Origin of the sequence: Streptomyces sp. NPDC048383 (genome assembly GCF_040651775.1) — a bacterium.
GTDB lineage: Bacteria > Actinomycetota > Actinomycetes > Streptomycetales > Streptomycetaceae > Streptomyces.
Genome location: NZ_JBEZKS010000094.1, coordinates 1 through 18993 on the forward strand (window position 1 = coordinate 1; position 18993 = coordinate 18993).

The window sequence follows — 18993 nt, forward strand, 5'->3', positions numbered from 1 at the left end:
GTACGCGTCCCGACCGGCGCCGCTTCTTTTGCTCCGCACGTCCGGACTTGCATCCGGAAACGACTCAAGGCCCGGATCCATGGGATCCGGGCCTTGAGCCTTCAGTAGCGGGGACAGGATTTGAACCTGCGACCTCTGGGTTATGAGCCCAGCGAGCTACCGAGCTGCTCCACCCCGCGTCGGTAAACCTCACTGTACGGGGAGGCCGACGGCAGATGCAAATCGGTTAACGGGTGCCCCCGAACGGGGCGCGCGGGGCCCGGACGGGCGCCCCTCGGGCACCGGATCACCCAGCCCGATCGCCCGACCCGATCGCCCAGCTCGATCGCCCGACCCGATCGCCCGGCCGGTGCGGGCCTCCGGTCAGGCGGAGAGTTCCTCGGCCAGCGCGTCCCGCAGCCGGGCCGCACGCTCCGACACCTCCGCCGGGCCGAGCTCCATGGCCCGCACGCACCACTTCTGCCCCTCCGAGAGGTCCCCGTGCCGGGCCGCGAGCAGCCCCAGCCGCAGGGCGGCCCGGCCGTGGCCGGCGACCGCCGCGCGGGTCCACCACAGGGCGGCCTCCGGCTCGCTGCCCTCGCGGGCCAGCAGCAGCCCGAGGTTGAAGGCGCCGTTGCGCGAGCCGGCCTCCGCCGCCTCCCGGTACCACCGGGCCGCCACCGCCAGGTCGCCCCGGGCGGCGGCCAGCATCCCGACGCGCACCTGGGCCCGGCGGTGCCCCTGCTCGGCGGCCCGCTCGTACCATTCCTCGCTCTCGGTCCGCGCGGCCCCGCCCGCCGGCTCGCCCAGCGCCACCGGCTCCGGCGGCGGGGCCAGCGACTCCAGGAGCGAGGCCAGCCTGAAGGCCGCCTCCGCGCTGCCGCCGCCGGCCGCGCAGCGCAGGTGCCGTTCGGCGGCCCGCTCCTCGCCGTCGCGCACGAGGGCGATGCCGACCTGGAGCGCCGCGTCGGTGTGCCCGGCCGCGGCGGCCCGCTCGTACCACTTCAGCGCCGTGCGGTCCTCGTCCCGACTGGCGAAGAGGATCCCGAGGTTGAAGGCGGCGTCCACGCTGCCGGCCTCGGCGGCCTTGGAGAACCAGGGTTCGGCGCCGGCCGCGTCCCCGCCCTGGAGGAGCAGGATCGCGAGGGCGTTGGCGGCCTCCCGGTGTCCGGCGTACGCGGCCCGGCGGTACCACTGTTCGGCCTGCGCGGTCCGGTCCTGCGCGGCGCACAGCAGAGCGAGGTTGTACGCCCCGTTCTGGTCACCCGCGTCCATGGCGGCCCGGTACCACCGCTCCGCGGTCTGGGTCTCCCCGCGCGCGGCGTGCAGCGCGCCGAGCGCGTTCGCGGCGTTCCCGTCGCCGTCCTGCGCGGCCCGGTGCCACCAGGTCGCCGCGCTCTCCTCGTCCCCGGCGTCGCGCAGCAGGAAGCCGAGGGCGCAGGCCGCTCGGGCCTCGCCCTGCTTCGCGGAGCTGAGGTACCAGCGACCGGCCTCCTTCAGCTCGCCGCGTGCCTCCAGCAGGGCGCCCAGGTGCAGGCCGGCCCGCCGGTGGCCGCGCGCGGCGGCCTGCCGGTACCACTGCTCCGCCTCCTTGGGGTCACCCTTGCGCAGGTGCCGTGCCAGCCGGTACGCCGCTTCGCGGTGTCCCTGCTCGGCGGCGGCCCGGAACCAGCGCTCGACGCCCTTGTCCCCGCGGTGTTCCAGCAGGTCGGCCAGCCCGTAGGCGCCCAGGGCGTGGCCGGACTCCGCCGCTTGGCGCATCCAGTACTCGGCGGCGGGCTCGTCCCCGCGCTCGCGGTAGTGGCGGCCGAGGGCGTGCGCGGCGGGGGCGGACCCGGCGACGGCGGCGACCCGCCACCAGCCGGCCGCCTCGTCGGGGTGGCCGCGCTGGTGCAGGAGGACTCCGAGGTTGTTCGCGGCGGCGCGGTCCCCTTCCCCGGTGGCGCCGCGCAGGTAGGGTTCGGCACCGGCGAGGTCACCGCGGCGCAGGAGGAGGGCCCCGAGCACGCTCATGGCTCCGGGGTCGCCCTTGTCGGCGGCCACCCGGTGGCGTGCCTCCAACTCGGCGTCGGTGGCTGCCTCGGCCTCTCCGAACGCTTCTTCCGCGAACGCCGCGTCGGTCAGCGCGTTGTGAGCGTCAACGACCTGAGCCGCCCCACCGGTTTCCGTGACCGACTCGGTCTCCGCCCTCACAAACCGCCCTGTCTCCAGCAGAGTTGACCTGTCCCCCATAAATCCCATCGTCGCATCACCTGCTACCCGCGTACACCTGGTATGTCGCAGCCAGTGAGGTCACTACAGCGTTTTGTCGACATGCCCACAGAGAGACAAGTCAAACACGCTGCGGCCCCAACTCACCCGCCCCAGTGACCCCGTGTTCTGCGAATCACCCCGCACGGCTCCCCGCGAGCCGGTCCGGGCATGACGAAGGCCCGGATCCCATTGGATCCGGGCCTTCGTCTTCAGTAGCGGGGACAGGATTTGAACCTGCGACCTCTGGGTTATGAGCCCAGCGAGCTACCGAGCTGCTCCACCCCGCGTCGGTGAAACCACAGTATCACGACGCGGGACGGAGCCCTGACCGCGTGGCGCTAGCCGGTCGGCTTGGGGGCCGGCGCCTTGGCCTCGGCGTCGATCGCCCGCTTCAGCGCGGCCTCCAGGTCGTCCTGGGCCTTGCCGTAGGCGGACCAGTCGCCGGCCTTCATGGCCTTGTCGGCCTCCTCGACGGCCTTCTGCGCGTCGGAGAGGGCCGCCTTGACCGTCGGGTCCTGGGGTACGGGCTGTTGCGGCGTACCGTCGCCCGGCGGCTGGTCCGGGTTGGTCGGCGTCGTGGGCACGGTGGGTGCCTCGGCGCCGAAGACCACGTTCAGCGCCTTGTCGAGGGTGTCCTCGAAGGCCGTCTGGCCGCCGTAGGTCACCAGCACCTTGCGCAGCAGCGGGTACTTGAGCCCGGAGCTGCGGACGTAGACCGGCTCCACGTAGAGCATGCCGCCGTCCAGGGGTACCGCGAGCAGGTTGCCGTACTCGATCTCCGAGTCACCACCGCGCAGGAGGCGGATCGACTCGGCGATCTTCGGTTCGGACTGGAACTTGCTCTGCACCTGTCCGGGACCGTCCGGCGGCTTGCTCGTCGGCATCTTCAGGATTCTGATCTTGCCGTAGTCCGGGGTGCCCGGATCGGCGTTGACCGCCATGAAGGCACTGAGGTTGGGCCGCTCGTTCGGCGTGAACGTCGTGGTGAGGGAGAAGACCTGGTCCTTCTCCTTCTGGTCCGGCATCTTCATCGACAGGTAGTACGGCGGGACCGCCGTGCCGGCCTTGGTCGTCGGGTCGTCCGGGACGGCCCAGGCCTCACTGCCGCTGAGGAAGGTCTGCGGGTCGGTGACGTGGTACCGGGTGAGCAGCTCGCGCTGGACCTTGAAGAGGTCCTGCGGGTAGCGCAGGTGGTCCATGAGCGGCTTGGAGATCTCGCTCTTGGTCTTGACCGTGCCCGGGAACGCCTTCATCCAGGTCTTCAGGACCGGGTCCTCGGTGTCCCACTGGTACAGGTTGACCGTGCCGTCGTACGCGTCGACGGTGGCCTTCACCGAGTTGCGGATGTAGTTGACCTGGTTCTCCTGGGCCACCACCGCGCGCTGGCTGTTGGTCAGCGAGTCCGCGGTGCTCCGGCCCAGCGTGGTCCGCGAGGCGTACGGGTAGCCGTTGGTGGTCGTGTACGCGTCGACGATCCAGACGACCCGCTTGCCGATGACGGCCGGGTAGGGAGCGCCGTCGATGGTCAGCCACGGGGCGACCGCCTCGACGCGGTCCTTCGGCGTGCGGTTGTACAGGATCCGCGAGCCTTCGCCGATGGCCCCGGAGTACAGGATCTGCGGCTCGCTGAAGGACAGGGCGTACGCGGCGCGGTTGAGCGGGTTGTCGAGGTTGACGCCCGAGTTGCCCTTGTAGCTCGTCTCCTTCTCGCCCTTGTCGTCCGAGTAGTCGAGCTCCTTCTGCGGTCCGCCGACGATCGAGTACTGCTTCGTCTGCTCGCCGTAGTAGATGCGCTGCTCGAAGTCCGTGCCGAACATGCCCTTGGAGGGCAGGTCGGACTGGGTGAAGTCGGGGGCGCCCTGGTCACCGACGGTGGTGCCCTTGGCGGCGACCACGCCGTAGCCGTGGGTGTACTTGAAGTGGTCGTTGATCCAGTTGTTCTTCGGGATGCCGCCGATGTTCAGCTCGCGAAGCCCGATCACCGTGTCCTGGCCGCTGTAGCGGTCCACGGCGAGCGTGGACGGGAAGCCGTAGTAGCCCTTGACCTGCTGGAGCTGCTGGAAGGCCGGCGAGACGATGTTCGGGTCGAGCAGGCGGACGCTGGCCGTGGTGTCGGCCGCGCTGCGCAGCTTGGTCCGGTCCTGCGTCTGCGGGGTGCCCGGGTAGTCCTTGACCTCGGACCCGGCGATCCCGTAGGCGTCGCGCGTCGCCTTGATGTTCTTCTCGACGTACGGCGATTCCTTGGCCTGCTCGTTCGGCTGGACCTGGAACTTCTGCACGATCGCCGGGTAGAGCCCGCCGATCAGGATCGCCGAGAGGACCATCAGGCCGAAGCCGATGACCGGCAGCTGCCAGGTGCGGCGCCACAGGGTGGCGAAGAAGAGGACCGCGCAGATCGCGGCGATCGCCACCAGGATGGTCTTCGCCGGGAGGTAGGCGTTCGCGTCGACGTACCGCAGGCCGGTCCAGTTGTCGGCGGCCTTGAAGTCGCTGGACTTCACCGCGAGGCCGTACCGGTCGAGCCAGTACGCGATGGCCTTCAGGGTGACGAAGAGACCGAGGAGCACCGACAGGTGTCCGGTCGCCGCGGCGGTGGCGCGGGCGCCCGGGCTGGTCACGCGCAGGCCGCCGTACAGGTAGTGCACGACGACTGCGGCGATCACCGACAGCACGACCGCGGCGAAGCCGAAGCCGAGCAGGAAGCGGTACCAGGGCAGGTCGAAGGTGTAGAAGGACACGTCCAGATTGAACTGGGGGTCCTTGCGCCCGAAGGGCACCCCGTTGACGTACATCAGCCAGGTCTTCCACTGGCCGGCCGCCGAGGCGCCCGCGATCAGTCCGATGATCACGGCGATGGCCAGGAGCAGCCACTTCTTGTACGCCGCGATGCTCATCCGGTAGCGGTCGAGGCTCTGCTGTTCCAGCGACATCGCGCTCAGCGGCGGGCGCAGCCGGTGCGCCAGCCAGATGTTCAGCCCGACGGCACCGGCCATCAGCAGGCCGAAGACGGCGAAGAGCCCGATCTTGGTCCACAGGGTGGTGGTGAAGACGGTGGAGTACTTGACGGAGCGGAACCAGAGCCAGTCCGTCCAGAATCCGGCGAACATGATGAACGCCATGGCCAGGACGGCCAGGACGCCCAAGGTCGTCAGAAGAGTCCGGGCACGCCGGGAGGGGCGGCCGACTCTCATCCGTGGCCCGGAGGGGCCTCCGCCGCGGTCCGGCATCTGGAAAGCCAAGGTGCGCACCTCGAAAGTCGCTGAGTCTGGGTACTGAATATGGGTACTGCGTCCGGGTACTGCGTCCGGTACGGGAAGAGCTGAGCCGGGTCCCCGATGGTAGAGCCCACTCTTGCAACTTACGGAGGCTTTAGTCAGTTCCCGGTAACCGGGGGAAAGGAGGCAGGATGTTGTCCATGTCCAACCTTTCGCCTTCCCCCGGCACGCCGATGGCCGCCACCCCGCTCACCCGTGCCGTCCTCGAAATCGACGAGTACGCCTCCACCCTCGGCTGGGACAAGCCGGCCCGGCTGTTCGCCCTGGTCGACACCGCCCGGCTGCGCAAGCAGGAGCCCGGTCTGGCCCGTCAGCTCGGCCTCGACCAGGACGACACCGGCAAGAGCCAGCTCACCCCGATCGAGCAGGACTCCGTACCGGCCGGGACGCCGCTGGACAAGTTCCTGGGAACCATCGCGTGGCCCGCCCCGATCGTCGGCTGCGCCCTGACGGTGGAGCGGCTGATGCTGCCGCCGTCCGCGGAGGCCTCCGTACCGGAGGGTTTGAGCGACAAGCAGCTGGCGAAGTGGGTCGCCGCACACCCGGACCGGCAGGAGGTCCGGCTGACCGTGGGCGTGCTGCGCGACGGTTCGCGGGAGTCCGCCGTGCGGCTGCGGGAGAAGGACTCCTCCAACGAGGTGCTGACGGGCGCGACCCTGGTGCCGGGGCTGGCCGAGGCCCTCGCGGCGACCTTCCTCGACTAGGACGGGCGGGTCGGGCGCGGGCCCCGGGGCGCCGCGCCCGGACGGCCGAGCCGCGGTTCAGGAAGCGGTGCAGCGCGGGAGGCCGGCGGTGTCGCCCTTGGAGAGCTTCTGCAGGGACTTCGTCGCGTCGTCGATGGTGGAGACCTTGATCAGGGTCAGCCCGTCGGGGACGTGGGAGGCGGCGGACGCGCAGTTCTCGGCCGGGGTCAGGAAGTATGCGGCCCCGGCCTGGCGGGCTCCGATGGTCTTCATCTGGATGCCGCCGATCGGCCCCACCTTGCCGCTGTCGTCGATGGTTCCGGTGCCCGCGACGAACTTGCCGCCGGTCAGGTTCTCCGGGTTGAGCTTGTCGACGATGCCCAGGGCGAACATCAGGCCGGCGCTGGGGCCGCCGACGTCGGCGAGCTTGATGTCGATCGGGAACGGGAAGGTGTGGTCGGTCCCGGCCCGGATGCCGACGATCGCGTGGCCGTCGTCCTCCGCCTTGCCCGCGGTGATCGTGATCTTGGCCGAGGTGGTGGGCTCGCGGTTCGCGCGTTCCGCCTCAGCGGCGTCCGCCGCGGGCACGACGGTGAACTCGACGGGCTCGCCGGGCTTGTGCTTGGTGACCAGCTTGGCCACGTCGGCGGGGTCGGTGACCTGGGCGCCGTCGACGGACTTGATCACGTCTCCGGCATGCAGCTTGCCCTCGGAGGGACCGCCCTTGACCACGGAGGAGACGATGACGCGGGCGTTGACCGGGATGCCGAGCTGCTTGAGCGCGGCCACCTTGGCGCTCTCCTGCGACTGGCTGAACTCCTCGGCGTTCTCCTGCGTCGATTCCTTGTCCGTCTTGCCGTTCGGGTAGAGGTTCTCGTGGGGTACGACGATGTTGTCGCCGGCCGCCCAGCCGTACACCGCTTCCAGCAGGTTCATGTCGTAATCGGCGCCGGTGACGCGGACCGTGGTCATGTTGAGGTGACCGGTGGTCGGGTACGTCTTGTGCCCCGAGATGCTCAGGACCGGCTCGCCGTGCGAGTCGCCGAGCGTGTTCACCGTGGGGCCCGGGCTCATCTCGGAGTACGGGACCTTGATGAACACCCCGACGCAGAGCAACACGAACAGCATGAGGGTGGAGGCGAGCATCGTCGCGGTGCGGCGTGGCATGAATCGACAGTACGGGACGGCCTCGGAGGGCGGCCCCTGGGGCCGGTCCGTACGGGGGCCGGGCGCCCGAACTCTCAGCGGATTCTCAGCGGGAGCACCGGGACGCTCAGACGGCGTCGGAACCGGAGTGCGCCTTTTCCTTCGTAGGGGCCTGATCGGCCTTGCCCATGGCCTCGCGGAATCTCGCGTAACCGGCGAGTTCGGATATGTCGCCCTGCGTGCGGTCGCGAGCCGCCCAGCTGCCCCATATCGCGGCGCCGATCGCGGCGAACAGCGGAATGAGCAACCACGCCAGTGATGCCATGAACGTGCCTCCCTGCCCCGAAAGTACGTGTCGTTGGTGGCTTCAACGCTCGTGCCCGGAAAGGGGTTACGCAAATCGAGGGCGTGTTGCGCGGCCGAACGGGTGTGAGGCTACCCCCATGCGGGGGAAGCCCCGCGTCCGGGGGCTTGGGAGGCCGTACGGCCGTTTTCAGCAGGCGCCGACCCATTCCTCGGTGCCGTCGCTGAAGGTCTGGTGCTTCCAGATGGGGACCTCGTGCTTGAGGTCGTCGATCAGCATCCGGCAGGCCTCGAAGGCCTCGCCGCGGTGCGGGCAGGAGACGGCGACGACGACGGCCAGGTCACCGACGGACAGGTCCCCCACGCGGTGGACGGCGGCGAGGGCGCGGACCGGGTACTTGGCGACGACGCGCTCGGCGACGCGGCGCATCTCGGCCTCCGCCGTCGGGTGGGAGGAGTAGCCGAGGGAGTCGACGTCGGCGCCGGCGTCGTGGTTGCGCACCGTCCCGACGAACAGGGTCGTGCCTCCCGTCGAATCGTCGCCGACGGCCTTGAAGACCTCGTCGATCGAGAGCGGGGTCTCACGGATGTCGAGCAGCCGGATCGGGTCCGGAGCGGCCTGCTCACCTGGGTGGTCGAAGTGCGGTGCCATGTCATCCATCGTGCCTCAGCCGTTGACACGGCGGTATAGCCGATTCGCCCGGCGCGGGCCCGCCCGGTTGGGAGCCTCCTACAGGAACGGCCCGGGCGCGGGCCCGCCGGGCGGGCGCGGGCTCCGCCGGGGGCGTCAGATCCCGCGTCGCTTGCGGGCGCGGCGGACCGCTGCGGCCGCGCCGAGCAGGGCGACCGTCGCTCCGGCGGCTCCGGCTGCCGTGGCGGCGTCCTTGCGGCCCAGCCGGCGGCCCGCGACGGTGTGCCGGCCCGACACCTCCTGGAGCAGTTCGGCGAGCACCTCCTCGTTGGTCCAGCGCGGCCGCCAGCCCGCCGCGTGCAGCCCGCTGACGCTGACCACCCACGGGTGCATCGTGTACGCGAGGTCCCCGGCCGGGGACGGGGTCAGGCCGATCCGGTGCAGCCGGGCGGCGGCGCCCAGGGCGACCGCCGAGGGGAGCTCCATGCGGCGGATTCCGCTCAGCTCCTCCACCTCCTCCTGCTCCAGCCAGCCCTCGCAGCCGACGGCCAGCTCGCCCTCGGCCTTCTCCAGGGCCGCGTACTCCAGGGCGCTGACCAGGTCATCGACGTGGCAGAACTGCCAGGTGGGCCGGGATCCCGCGACGACGAGCAGGCGCGGGGACTCGAAGTAGCGGGTCAGCGCGGTGTCGGTACCGCCGACGAGGACCGCCGGGCGGACCACCGTCACGTTCAGCCCGGGGTGCGCGCGCGGGGCCCTGCGGCCCAGGCGCTCGATCTCCAGGAGGTCGCCGACGCCGGTGGCCTCGGCGGTGGCGCGCAGCTCGGAGTCCTCGGCGAGCGGGATGTCGTTGTCCGGGAGGGCGCCGTAGACCATGGCGGAGGTGCACAGCACGACCCGGTGCACGCCGGCGGCGGCGGCGGCCGTCAGCACGGTCTGGGTGCCGCGTACGTTGTACGCCGTACGGGTCGCGGGGTCGGTTTCCAGGTCGAGGTCCAGCGCGAGGTGGACGACGACGTCGGCGCCGCGCAGTTTCTCGGCGATGGCGGGGTCGCGCACGTCGAGGAGGTGCCAGTGGGCCTCGGCGCAGTCCCCGCGCCGCTCGTCGATGGCGACGACCTGCTTGACCTCGTCGGATGCGGCGAGACGGGCCACCAGGGCCGCGCCGACGCCGGATGCGGCGCCGGTCACCGCGATCACCGGACTGTGTCGTCGGGGTTCGGCCTGGTTTCGCGGCTGGCGAACGCCGGGGGCGTTGTCGCCGTGCTCGGGGTGGTTTTCGGCGTCGTGCGGCGCGCGAGCCTGCGGATCTGGGGAACTCACCGGGCGTCTCCAGCGGTTGTCTTCAGTAGGGACACGTCGTGACGCGTACCCACCAGGTGATGTCCATCCTGCCGCAGCCCAGGAGTCGGCGGAGCACCGAGCCCGTAAGCGGGTCAGGTGTCTACGCTGGGTGGTGTTGCCGGACCATCGCCGTCGGCTCCCGCCGGCGGCCCTACGAGCCGAGGAAACCCGTGAGCGACAACCCATTCGGATTCGGCCTTCCGCCGGAGGAGCCGGAGAACGGCGACGAGGGCAAGAAGGGCGGCCAGGGCGGCCCCGCGAATCCGTTCGGGTTCGACCCCTCCGCTCTTCCGGGCGGCGCGGACAATCCGTTCGCCGCGATGTTCGGTTCCATGAACCCGGGCGACCTCGGTGCGGCCTTCCAGCAGATCGGCCAGATGCTGAGCTACGAGGGCGGTCCCGTGAACTGGGACATGGCCAAGAACATCGCCCGCCAGACCGTCGCGCAGGGCACGGCGGACGGCGTGAAGGACGCGAGCGTCGGCGTCGCGGAGAAGTCCGCGGTCGAGGAGGCGGTGCGCCTCGCCGACCTGTGGCTGGACGGCGTGACCTCCCTGCCGTCGGGCGCCAACGCGGCCGTCGCGTGGAGCCGCGCCGAGTGGGTCGAGGCGACCCTCCCGGTGTGGAAGGAACTCGTCGACCCGGTCGCCGAGCGCGTCGGCGCCGCGATGGGCGGGGTGCTGCCCGAGGAGATGCAGGCCATGGCGGGCCCGCTGCTCGGCATGATGCGTTCCATGGGCGGGGCCATGTTCGGCCAGCAGATCGGCCAGGCCGTGGGCGTGCTCGCGGGCGAGGTCGTCGGCTCGACCGACATCGGGCTGCCGCTGGGTCCGGCTGGGCGGGCGGCGCTGCTGCCGCTGAACATCGAGAGCTTCGGCAAGGACCTCGGTGTCCCCTCGGACGAGGTGCGGCTGTACCTGGCGCTGCGCGAGGCGGCGCACGCCCGACTGTTCGCGCACGTGCCGTGGCTGCGCTCGCACCTGTTCGGTGCGGTGGAGGGCTACGCGCGGGGCATCACGGTCGACACCTCGAAGCTGGAGGACGCGGTCGGTCAGCTCGACCCGTCGAACCCGGAGCAACTCCAGGAGGCGCTGGCGGGCGGCATGTTCCAGCCGGAGGACACCCCGGAGCAGAAGGCCGCACTGGCCCGCCTGGAGACGGCGCTCGCGCTCGTCGAGGGCTGGGTCGACGCGGTGGTGCACGAAGCGGCCAAGCCCCGGCTGACCTCGGCGGACGCCATGCGCGAGACCATGCGCCGGAGGCGCGCCTCGGGCGGTCCGGCGGAGCAGACCTTCGCGACGCTGATCGGCCTGGAACTGCGTCCGCGCCGGCTGCGCGACGCCTCCCGGCTGTGGGCCTCGCTCACCGACGCGCGGGGCGTCGACGGCCGGGACGGGCTGTGGGAGCACCCGGACATGCTGCCGACGGCCTCCGACCTGGACGACCCGGACGGATTCGTGCACCGCGAGCAGCTCGACTTCTCCGAGATCGACAAGATGCTCGGCGAGGCGGCCGAGAAGCGCGAGCGGCCCGAGGGCGAAGGCGAAGGCGAGAAGTGAGCCTGCACGAAGACGCGGTCCTCGTCCTGAAGCGGTACGAGGACCAGCCCGAGCTCCGCGCCCTGTACCTGGAGCACCTGGAAGCCCATCCGGACGGGGTCTACAAGCCCTGCACCGCCGGGCACGTCACGGGCAGCGCCCTGGTCGTGGACCCGACGCGGGGGCGGGTCCTGCTGACCCTGCACAAGAAGCTCGGCATGTGGCTGCAGATGGGCGGGCACTGCGAGCCCGGTGACGCCACGCTCGCGGAGGCGGCGCTGCGCGAGGCCGTCGAGGAGTCGGGGATCGCCTCCGGGCTGACCCTGCTGCCGGGCGGTCCGGTGCGGCTGGACCGGCATCCGATCCCGGCGCCGTGCAACTGGCACCTGGACGTGCAGTACGCGGCGCTGGCTCCGGCCGGCGCGGTGGCGGAGATCAGCGAGGAGTCGCTGGACCTGCGCTGGTTCCCGTACGAGGAGGTCGCGGCGGTGGCCGACACCTCGGTGGTGCGGCTGGTCGAGGCGACGCGGGCCCGACTGGGCGGCTGAGGCGGACGTACGGAGGGGGCGGACCCGAGCGGGTCCGCCCCTTCCGCGTTGCCCGCTCGGGCCGCCTCGTCGGTCGGCGGCCCGCTGGTTCCAGGCTAGTTCCAGGCGTTGTTCTGGTTCTGGGCGTGGGCGCCGTGCTGGCCCATCCCGAACTGCGCCGCCGCGCCCTGTCCGACCTGCGCGTTCTGCGGCGGCAGCACCTCGCTGGGCTGCACGAGCGCGAAGCCCGTGCCGAGGAAGCTGAGCTCCCAACCCTCGCCGGTGTTGCCGCGGCGCCGCCACACCCCGGTGGAGTGCGTCTGCGCCTGCATCTGGACGCGCAGCGAGGTGGACCAGGCGACGATCGCGTCGGCGTCGGCGTTGACGTACTTGTCCGGGGTGACCTGCATCATCAGGGGCTGCCCGGAGGTCATCAGGGCGACCTTGCCGCGGCCGCTGATGTTGAGCTGGTACTTGCCGGAGCCGGAGATGCCGTACTGGCTGTCGACGGCGATGGCCTCGGTGTGCAGGGTCGAGTCCAACGCCAGCACGTAGCTGCTGTCGACGGTGAGGCCGTCCTGGTCGACGTCCACGACGTGGACGTACTGGGCCAGGTTGGCCAGGTAGACCGTGCCCTGCCCGGAGCAGCGCATCAGGTCGAGGCCCTCGCCGGTGCGGGCGCGGGCGTTGCGCTGGTTGGTGCTCTGGTACTCGCCGTCGAAGTCGATGATCCCCTGGTAGGCGACCATCGCCCCCTTGCGGGCGAGGACGTCGTCGGAGCCGGTCAGGGAGACCCGCAGGAGCTGGGGGTTCTGGACGGTGTACCGGTCCTGGGACTGCGCTTCCGCGTAGCCGAAAAGTGCGCTCTGCATGATGTGTCCGCTCCCCCTCAGCCCCGGGTCCGGAGCCGGTCGGTGCTGTCCTCGCTGGGCTGTACGACGACGATGCCCTGGCCGGAGAAGGCCATCTGGTAGGCCTCTCCGCTGCCCCGGCCGATCATCGACGAGGCCTTGAAGCTCCGCTTCCCCTTGACCTTGAGGTTCGGGGACCAGGCGACGAGCGCGTCCGGGTCGACGTACGTCTCGTCGTCGCCGCGGCCGCAGTCGACCACGATCGGGGTGCCGCGGGAGGTGATCGCGACCCATCCGGTGCCGGAGATCTGCACGTTGAACAGGCCCTGACCGGCGAACTTCGCCATGCCCTTGACCCGCTCGACGCCCCACTGGAGGTGGGCGTCGAAGGCGAGGAGGTTGGTGCCGTTGACGGACAGGGCGTCGTTGTTGAGGTTGATCACGACGACGTCCGCGCCGTAGTCGGCGAGGTAGAGCAGGCCGTCCCCGGACGCCTTCATGATCGGGGCGCCCTCGCCGGTCAGCCACTGCGAGGCCACCTGGCGGACGGCGGGCGGGTTGGGCTCGTACTGGACGAAGCCCTCGTACGCGACCATCGAGCCGGTGCGGGCGAAGAGGTCCTGGCCGCTCTGCATGGCGACCTTGAGCATGGCCCGGCCGTGGTTCTCCATGCGGGCCGTGACGGGGGTGGGGGCGTAGCCCGCGAGTTGCTGGTTCATTGCGTTCATGGCGTTCATGTGGGGCTCCCTCAGACCTCGTACGGCTGGACGACGATGAAGTTGCCGGGAGCGCCGCGGAACTGGAGGTTCACGGTCTCCCCGCTGTGGCCGGGATAGGCGTTGCGGCGCAGCCGGACCTGGCTGGAGATGATCACCTGGGAGGCGGCGGACCACGCGACGATCGCGTTGCTGTCCGCGAACGTGGTCGGGGTGACCGGCAGGACGACGGGGACGCCGTGCGTCTTGATGATGACCGTGCCGGTGCCCTGGAAGAGCATCGTGAACAGGGCGCCGCCGGGGATGCCGTGGCCCTCGATGCGGCGGACCTCGTGCTGGAGGGACTCGTCGAACGCGAGGACGCTCTCGGCGGACACGCAGATCCCGTCGCCCTGGAGCTCGATGGCGTGCAGGTGGGCGCCGTTCTCGGCGAGGAACACCTGGCCGCGGCCGGTGCAGCGCATCAGCTGCATCTCCTGGCCGGTGGCGTTGCCGACGACGCGGCCCGCGAAGCCCGCGCCCTTGTAGCTGAAGTCGACCTTGCCCTGGTAGAGGACCATGCTGCCCTGGCGGGCCAGGACGCCCTGGCCGCCCATCGACAGGTCGACCCGCATGAGCTGCTGGTTCTGCGGGGTCCAGCGGGCGCCCGTGGGCGCCTCCTTGTACGGCTGGAGCGCGGCGGCGAGCCCGGCCCCGGCGGCCTGCGGGGCCCGGCCGTGGGCGGGCGTCCCGCCGTAGCCGGGCTGCCCGCCGTACGGGGGCGGCTGCTGGCCGGGGACCTGGCCGTACGAGGGCTGCGGCGGCTGCTGCCCGTAGGGCGCGGGGGCCGGGGGCGGGACCTGACCGCCGTACGAGGGCTGCGGCTGCTGCCCGTACGAGGGCGGCCCGGGCTGCTGCGGCGGCTGCGGCGGGTGGCCGTGGGGCGCGGGGGCGGGCGGGGCCAGCGGGGCGACCATGGTCGGGGCGCTGTGCACCGGGGCCGGCGCCGGGGGCTGCGGGGCGGGTGCCTGCGGCTGCTGCGCCGGACCGCCGAAGGACGGCGCGGGGGCGGGCGGCTGCTGGGCGGGCGGCTGCTGGGCCGGGGCTCCGAAGGACGGGGCGGGGGCGGCGGCCTGCGGCGGCGGGGCGAACCCGGGCGTCGCGGACGGCTGCGGCTGCGCCTGCTGCGGCTCCTCTTCGGCGACCTCGCCGCCGAAGTTCTGCAGCAGCGCGGCGAGCCCGCCGTCGAAGCCCTGTCCGACGGCGGCGAAGCGCCACACGTCCTTGAGGTAGAAGTCGCCGATCATGAGGGCGCGCTCGGTGCTGAACTCGGAGCCGTTGAACGAGTAGCGGACGACTTCCTCGCCGCCGGCGACGATCCGGATGTAGCCGGGGCCGATCTGCGACATCTGTCCGGCGCCGTCGAGCGTGGCGCTGAAGGAGAGCCGGTGGATGGAGGCCGGGATCCGGTCGAGGGTCACTCGGAAGGATTCCGTGTCACCCGCCTGCGGGCCGAGCTGCTGGATGGACTCCTCCGGCGACTTCGGCTGGTTGAAGAAGACGAAGTAGCGGTCGTCCGAGAGCTGCTCGTTCGCGTCGAGGCCGAAGCAACTGATGTCGAAGGTGAGCCCGGGCCCGGAGATCTGGACGCCCACGTACAGATCGGTACCCGCCGTCAGATCACTGATCTTGGCCTTGTGGCCGCGTTGGAATTCCCTGGCCATACGTCCGACCGTCCCCCATCCCGACTGTGAATGTGTGCCGCGGCATGCGTGCCGGTGCCTGCGTGCCGCTCAGGCTAACGGCTCCCGCCGACATCCGGCCAAGTCGGTACCGACCCGGTACAAACCGTGTTCCGGGGCCCGGTCTCATTCCTCGCGGGAGGCCGGAACCTTCGGGAGGCGCTCGGCCGCGACCACTCCTTCGAGGTACCCCCGGGCCCTTTCGGTCTTCGGATACGCCTCCAGCAGCTCCCAGAAACGGGGGCCGTGGCCGGGCACGAGGAGGTGGGCCAGCTCGTGCAGCAGCACGTAGTCGACCACGTACTCGGGCATGCCCTGGAGCCGGTGCGAGAGCCGGATGCTGCCCTCGGCGGGGGTGCAGGAGCCCCAACGGGTGTTCTGGTTGGTGACCCAGCGCACCGAGCGGGGGCGGGCACGGGCGCCGAAGTACTGCTCGGACAAACGCTCGGCGCGTTCGGTCAGTTCCGCGTCGCCGAGGGTCCGCTTGCTCTCCTGGGCGGCGAGCTTGTCCAGCATCACGCCCACCCAGCGGCGCTCCTCCGCCTCGGACATCCGGGCAGGGATCAGGACGACCGTCCGGTCGCCCTCACGGTAGGCGGAAACGGTCCTGCGGCGGCGCGCGCTCCGGCGGACTTCGACGGCGCGCTGGGGTGGGTCGGCTGACACGCGTCGAAGGTACCCGGTCGTCGTGGTGGAAGTCCCGCGCGTCCGGGGTTCAAACGTGATCGATTCGCTGCGGATTCGGGATCGGATACCGGAAACACCCCTTTTCTCCATCTCATATGCCTAATACCCCTTGCCTGTGGACAAATTCCCGCACGTGAGGCGACGGGCGGGCATGGTGGCGGAAGGCGGTGCAACGGGACCGACGGATCCGTGGGGGATCCGGCGGGGGTCCGGGCACCGGGGGTCGGGTCCCGGATCAGGCCGGGATCCGGGGACGCGCAGGTGAAGGGGATGTCATGTATCCGAAGGTGAAGCCCGCTCTGGCGCGGGCCTGGCGCGATCTGCAGACGGTGCAGTTCGGGGTGACCCCGGCCCACGCGGTGGTGTTGGGGCCGGTGGACACGGCCACCGGTGCGCTCATCGACCGCATCGACGGGACGCGGAGCATGGAGCTGCTGCGGTCGGAGGGCGTCGGGATGGGGCTGCCGGAGGGCCGGGTGGACGAACTCGTGCGGCGGCTGGCGGGGGCCGGGCTGCTGGACGACGTCACCGCGGGCGGGCCTCGGGCCCAGGCCGTGCGGCGCCGGCCGGAGACGCTGGAGCGATTGGGGCCCGATCTGGGCTCGCTGTCGTTGGTGCGGCGGGAGCCGGGCGGTGACTTACGCGGTGTCGCGGCGCGCCGGGCGATACGGGTCCAGGTGCGCGGGAGCGGTCGGGTCGGGGCGGTGATCGCCGCCGTACTGGCGGGGGCGGGGGTGGGCCGGGTCGAGGTGCTCGACGGGGGTCGGGTGGTACCGGCCGATGTGGCTCCGGGCGGGATGGGTGCCGCGAGCGTCGGCCGGCTCAGGGCCGAGGCCGCGGGGGCGCTGGTGCGGGACTCCGCCCCGGGGCGGGGTCCGCGGGCCGGCGAGGCGGGCGGGCCGGAGCCGGGGCTGGCGCTGGTGGTGGTCGCTCCCCGGGACGGGCTGCGGTCCTGGGCCCCGGATCCGCAGGAGGCGGCCGACTGGGTGGCCACCGGCACCCCGCACCTGTACGCGGGGGTGCTGGAGGGGACCGGGCTGGTGGGGCCGCTGGTGCTGCCGGGGTCCACGGGGTGCGCCGGATGCATGGAACGCGACCGGGTCGATCGGGATCCCGCCTGGCCGAGGATGCTCGTCCAGTGGCGCTCGGCCCACCGCCGCCGGGCCACTGCCGCCTGCGACGTGGCCCTGTCGACGGCGGTGGCCGGCATGGCCGCGGCGCACGCCCTGTCCTTCCTCGACGGGGAGGTGCCCGCGTCGGCGGGGGCCCGTTGGGAGGCCGCGCTGCCGGGCCTGGCCTGGGACCGCTCGGCGGTGTGGCCCCACCCGGACTGTCCCTGCGGGGCGGCCGCGACCGGGGAGCCTGCGCCGCCCCCGGCCGTGCGGGCCGTGCCCGTCCCGGGGTCGGGCCGCGGCGCCGGGAGGGCGGGCGCTTCCGGTGGGGGCGGTGGCGTCCGCGGTGGCGGTCGAGCGGGGCTGCAGAGCGTCGGGGCAGGATCGGGCGCGGACCTCCGGAGTCGGCCATGACAGGATGCGTCGGTGCCGAGGATCGCAAGGAACCGCCGCTTGCGGCACAGCTGTCTGGGAACTGGAGGGGCGCATGTCTGATCTTCCCCGGAAGGCCGTCACCCGCACCGTCAAGCTGGCCGCGCTGCCACTCGGGATCGCCGGCCGCGCCACCTGGGGCCTGGGCAGGAGGATCGGCGGCAAGTCGGCCGAGATCGTCGCCCGCGAGCTCCAGCAGCGCACCGCCGAGCAGTTGTTCCGCACCCTCGGCGAACTGAAGGGGGGCGCCATGAAGTTCGGGCAGGCCCTTTCGGTGTTCGAGTCGGCGCTGCCCGAGGAGGTCGCCGGGCCCTACCGTGCGGCGCTGACCAAGCTTCAGGAGGCGGCCCCGCCGCTGCCGGTGGCGCGGGTGCACGAGGTGCTGGCGGAGCGTCTGGGCGAGGATTGGCGCGAGCTGTTCGAGGAGTTCGAGGACAAGCCGGCCGCGGCCGCCTCGATCGGACAGGTCCACCGGGCGGTGTGGCACGACGGCCGGCAGGTCGCGGTCAAGGTGCAGTACCCGGGGGCCGGTGAAGCGCTGCTGTCTGACCTCAAGCAACTGGGCCGCTTCGCGGGACTGCTCGGACCGCTGATTCCCGGCATGGACATCAAGCCGCTGATCACCGAGATGCGCGACCGGGTCTCGGAGGAACTGGACTACGAGCTGGAGGCCGAGGCGCAGCGCACGCACGCGGACGCCTTCGTCGACGACCCGGACGTGTTCGTGCCGGACGTCGTGCATCAGGGCGACGAGGTGCTGGTGACCGAGTGGATGGACGGCACCCCGCTGTCGGAGGTGATCGCCGACGGCACCCAGGAGGAACGCGACAGCGCCGGGCAGTTGCTGGCCCGGTTCCTCTTCTCGGGACCCGCCCGGACGGGGCTTCTGCACGCGGATCCGCATCCGGGCAACTTCCGCCTGATAACGGGGGCGGACGGTCGGACACGGCTGGGCGTGCTGGACTTCGGCACCGTCGACCGACTGCCCGGCGGCTGGCCCAAGCCCATCGGCCGGTCCCTGCGGATGACGTTGGACGGGGACGCCGAAGGGGTCTACGGACACCTACGGGCCGAGGGCTTCGTCCGGGATTCCATCGACCTCGACCCCCAGGCCGTACTCGACTACCTCAAGCCGATCATCGAGCCCGCCGAGGCCGAGGAGTTCACCTTCACGCGGACGTGGCTGCGCGGACAGGCCGCGCGGATCGCCGACCCCCGTTCCCCCGCACACCAGTTGGGGCGCCAGATCAACCTGCCGCCGTCGTACCTGCTGATCCACCGGGTGACGCTGAGCACCATCGGGGTGCTGTGCCAGCTGGGCGCGACGGTGCGACTGCGGGACGAACTGACCACCTGGCTGCCGGGATTCGGAGCGGAGGACCGGCCCGCGTAGGGCGGGCACGCGTACGGCGGGCACGCCGGGGGTGGGTCGGCGTCGAGCGGGTCCGGTGCGCGCCGGGTGGAGGGTCGTCACCGGGGCGGACCGTCGCCGGGCCCGGGCGTCACCACCAGGCGGAGTCGAGGCGGCCTTCGATGGCGCGGAGGTTGGCCCGCGCGCAGTCGACGCAGAAGTACTGCCTGGTTCCGTTCTCCACGGAGCAGGTCCAGGTGGGCGGGGCGCCGTCCGGGGCGGAGGTGCCGCAGCGCGCGCAGACGACGGGCTGGGCCTCGGGTCCCGGCGGGGCGGGGTGGGGAGTCGGCTGGTCCACCCGCAGACGATATCCCCGCGGGCCGGGAGCGGCGCGCGGTGCGGCACCTCCGCCCCGGACGGCGCCCCGCCCACCTGGACCTGCTC

16 protein-coding genes and 2 tRNA genes are annotated in these 18993 nt (G+C 71.9%); 5 read left to right on the plus strand and 13 right to left on the minus strand.

Annotated elements, in window-relative coordinates:
• Window positions 1–105 precede the first annotated feature (105 nt).
• The 4 genes from AB0D46_RS36545 to AB0D46_RS36560 all read right to left on the minus strand — a co-directional run bounded on the left by AB0D46_RS36545 (window position 106) and on the right by AB0D46_RS36560 (window position 5459).
• A tRNA-Met gene (locus AB0D46_RS36545) sits at window positions 106–179 on the minus strand.
• Between the two features lie 184 nt (window positions 180–363).
• Window positions 364–2220, minus strand: coding sequence for a sel1 repeat family protein (locus AB0D46_RS36550; protein ID WP_362884160.1), 1857 nt, complete (start codon window positions 2218–2220; stop codon window positions 364–366).
• A 225-nt stretch (window positions 2221–2445) separates the two neighbouring features.
• Window positions 2446–2519: transfer RNA gene (locus AB0D46_RS36555), tRNA-Met, on the minus strand.
• A gap of 51 nt (window positions 2520–2570) precedes the next feature.
• On the minus strand, window positions 2571–5459 hold the full coding sequence (locus AB0D46_RS36560) for a UPF0182 family protein (RefSeq protein WP_362884184.1): 2889 nt from the start codon (window positions 5457–5459) through the stop codon (window positions 2571–2573).
• Between the two features lie 179 nt (window positions 5460–5638).
• Between AB0D46_RS36560 and AB0D46_RS36565 the strand changes: the two genes are divergently transcribed.
• On the plus strand, window positions 5639–6211 hold the full coding sequence (locus AB0D46_RS36565) for a PPA1309 family protein (RefSeq protein WP_362884162.1): 573 nt from the start codon (window positions 5639–5641) through the stop codon (window positions 6209–6211).
• Between the two features lie 57 nt (window positions 6212–6268).
• Here the strand turns inward: AB0D46_RS36565 and AB0D46_RS36570 are convergent, their stop codons facing one another.
• From AB0D46_RS36570 to AB0D46_RS36585, 4 genes are all read right to left on the minus strand, one after another.
• Entirely contained in the window at window positions 6269–7357 is a 1089-nt protein-coding gene (locus AB0D46_RS36570; protein WP_362884163.1) for a PDZ domain-containing protein, read from the minus strand.
• A gap of 106 nt (window positions 7358–7463) precedes the next feature.
• A complete protein-coding gene (locus tag AB0D46_RS36575; RefSeq protein WP_362884165.1) occupies window positions 7464–7661 on the minus strand; it encodes a hypothetical protein in 198 nt (65 codons plus the stop codon).
• 168 nt (window positions 7662–7829) lie between these two features.
• Window positions 7830–8291 (minus strand): molybdenum cofactor biosynthesis protein MoaE, encoded by a 462-nt coding sequence (locus AB0D46_RS36580; protein WP_362884167.1) that lies wholly within the window; start codon window positions 8289–8291, stop codon window positions 7830–7832.
• A gap of 135 nt (window positions 8292–8426) precedes the next feature.
• Window positions 8427–9593 (minus strand): SDR family oxidoreductase, encoded by a 1167-nt coding sequence (locus tag AB0D46_RS36585; protein WP_362884169.1) that lies wholly within the window; start codon window positions 9591–9593, stop codon window positions 8427–8429.
• A gap of 191 nt (window positions 9594–9784) precedes the next feature.
• On the opposite strand from AB0D46_RS36585, the gene AB0D46_RS36590 reads away from it, so the two are divergent.
• A complete protein-coding gene (locus tag AB0D46_RS36590; RefSeq protein WP_362884171.1) occupies window positions 9785–11173 on the plus strand; it encodes a zinc-dependent metalloprotease in 1389 nt (462 codons plus the stop codon).
• A complete protein-coding gene (locus AB0D46_RS36595; protein WP_362884173.1) occupies window positions 11170–11700 on the plus strand; it encodes an NUDIX hydrolase in 531 nt (176 codons plus the stop codon). Before AB0D46_RS36590 ends, AB0D46_RS36595 begins: the two co-directional genes overlap by 4 nt.
• Before the next feature lie 95 nt (window positions 11701–11795).
• Here AB0D46_RS36595 and AB0D46_RS36600 read toward each other — a convergent pair whose 3' ends face one another.
• The 4 genes from AB0D46_RS36600 to AB0D46_RS36615 all read right to left on the minus strand — a co-directional run bounded on the left by AB0D46_RS36600 (window position 11796) and on the right by AB0D46_RS36615 (window position 15633).
• Complete coding sequence (locus AB0D46_RS36600; RefSeq protein WP_362884175.1) at window positions 11796–12551, minus strand: AIM24 family protein; 756 nt, start codon at window positions 12549–12551, stop codon at window positions 11796–11798.
• Window positions 12552–12568: 17 nt separating this feature from the next.
• Window positions 12569–13249 carry an AIM24 family protein gene (locus AB0D46_RS36605; protein ID WP_362884186.1) on the minus strand — a complete coding sequence of 227 codons (681 nt, stop codon included), beginning with the start codon at window positions 13247–13249 and terminating at the stop codon, window positions 12569–12571.
• 29 nt (window positions 13250–13278) lie between these two features.
• Window positions 13279–14949, minus strand: coding sequence for a TerD family protein (locus AB0D46_RS36610; RefSeq protein ID WP_362884177.1), 1671 nt, complete (start codon window positions 14947–14949; stop codon window positions 13279–13281).
• A gap of 144 nt (window positions 14950–15093) precedes the next feature.
• Window positions 15094–15633: a M48 family metallopeptidase gene (locus AB0D46_RS36615; protein ID WP_319189193.1), complete on the minus strand. Its 540-nt coding sequence runs from the start codon at window positions 15631–15633 to the stop codon at window positions 15094–15096.
• A 296-nt stretch (window positions 15634–15929) separates the two neighbouring features.
• Between AB0D46_RS36615 and AB0D46_RS36620 the strand changes: the two genes are divergently transcribed.
• Together AB0D46_RS36620 and AB0D46_RS36625 are read left to right on the plus strand one after the other, a co-directional pair.
• Complete coding sequence (locus AB0D46_RS36620; RefSeq protein WP_362884179.1) at window positions 15930–17180, plus strand: TOMM precursor leader peptide-binding protein; 1251 nt, start codon at window positions 15930–15932, stop codon at window positions 17178–17180.
• A 73-nt stretch (window positions 17181–17253) separates the two neighbouring features.
• Window positions 17254–18591 carry an AarF/ABC1/UbiB kinase family protein gene (locus tag AB0D46_RS36625; protein WP_362884181.1) on the plus strand — a complete coding sequence of 446 codons (1338 nt, stop codon included), beginning with the start codon at window positions 17254–17256 and terminating at the stop codon, window positions 18589–18591.
• A gap of 109 nt (window positions 18592–18700) precedes the next feature.
• Here AB0D46_RS36625 and AB0D46_RS36630 read toward each other — a convergent pair whose 3' ends face one another.
• Entirely contained in the window at window positions 18701–18907 is a 207-nt protein-coding gene (locus AB0D46_RS36630; RefSeq protein WP_362884182.1) for a hypothetical protein, read from the minus strand.
• Between the last annotated feature and the right edge of the window lie 86 nt (window positions 18908–18993).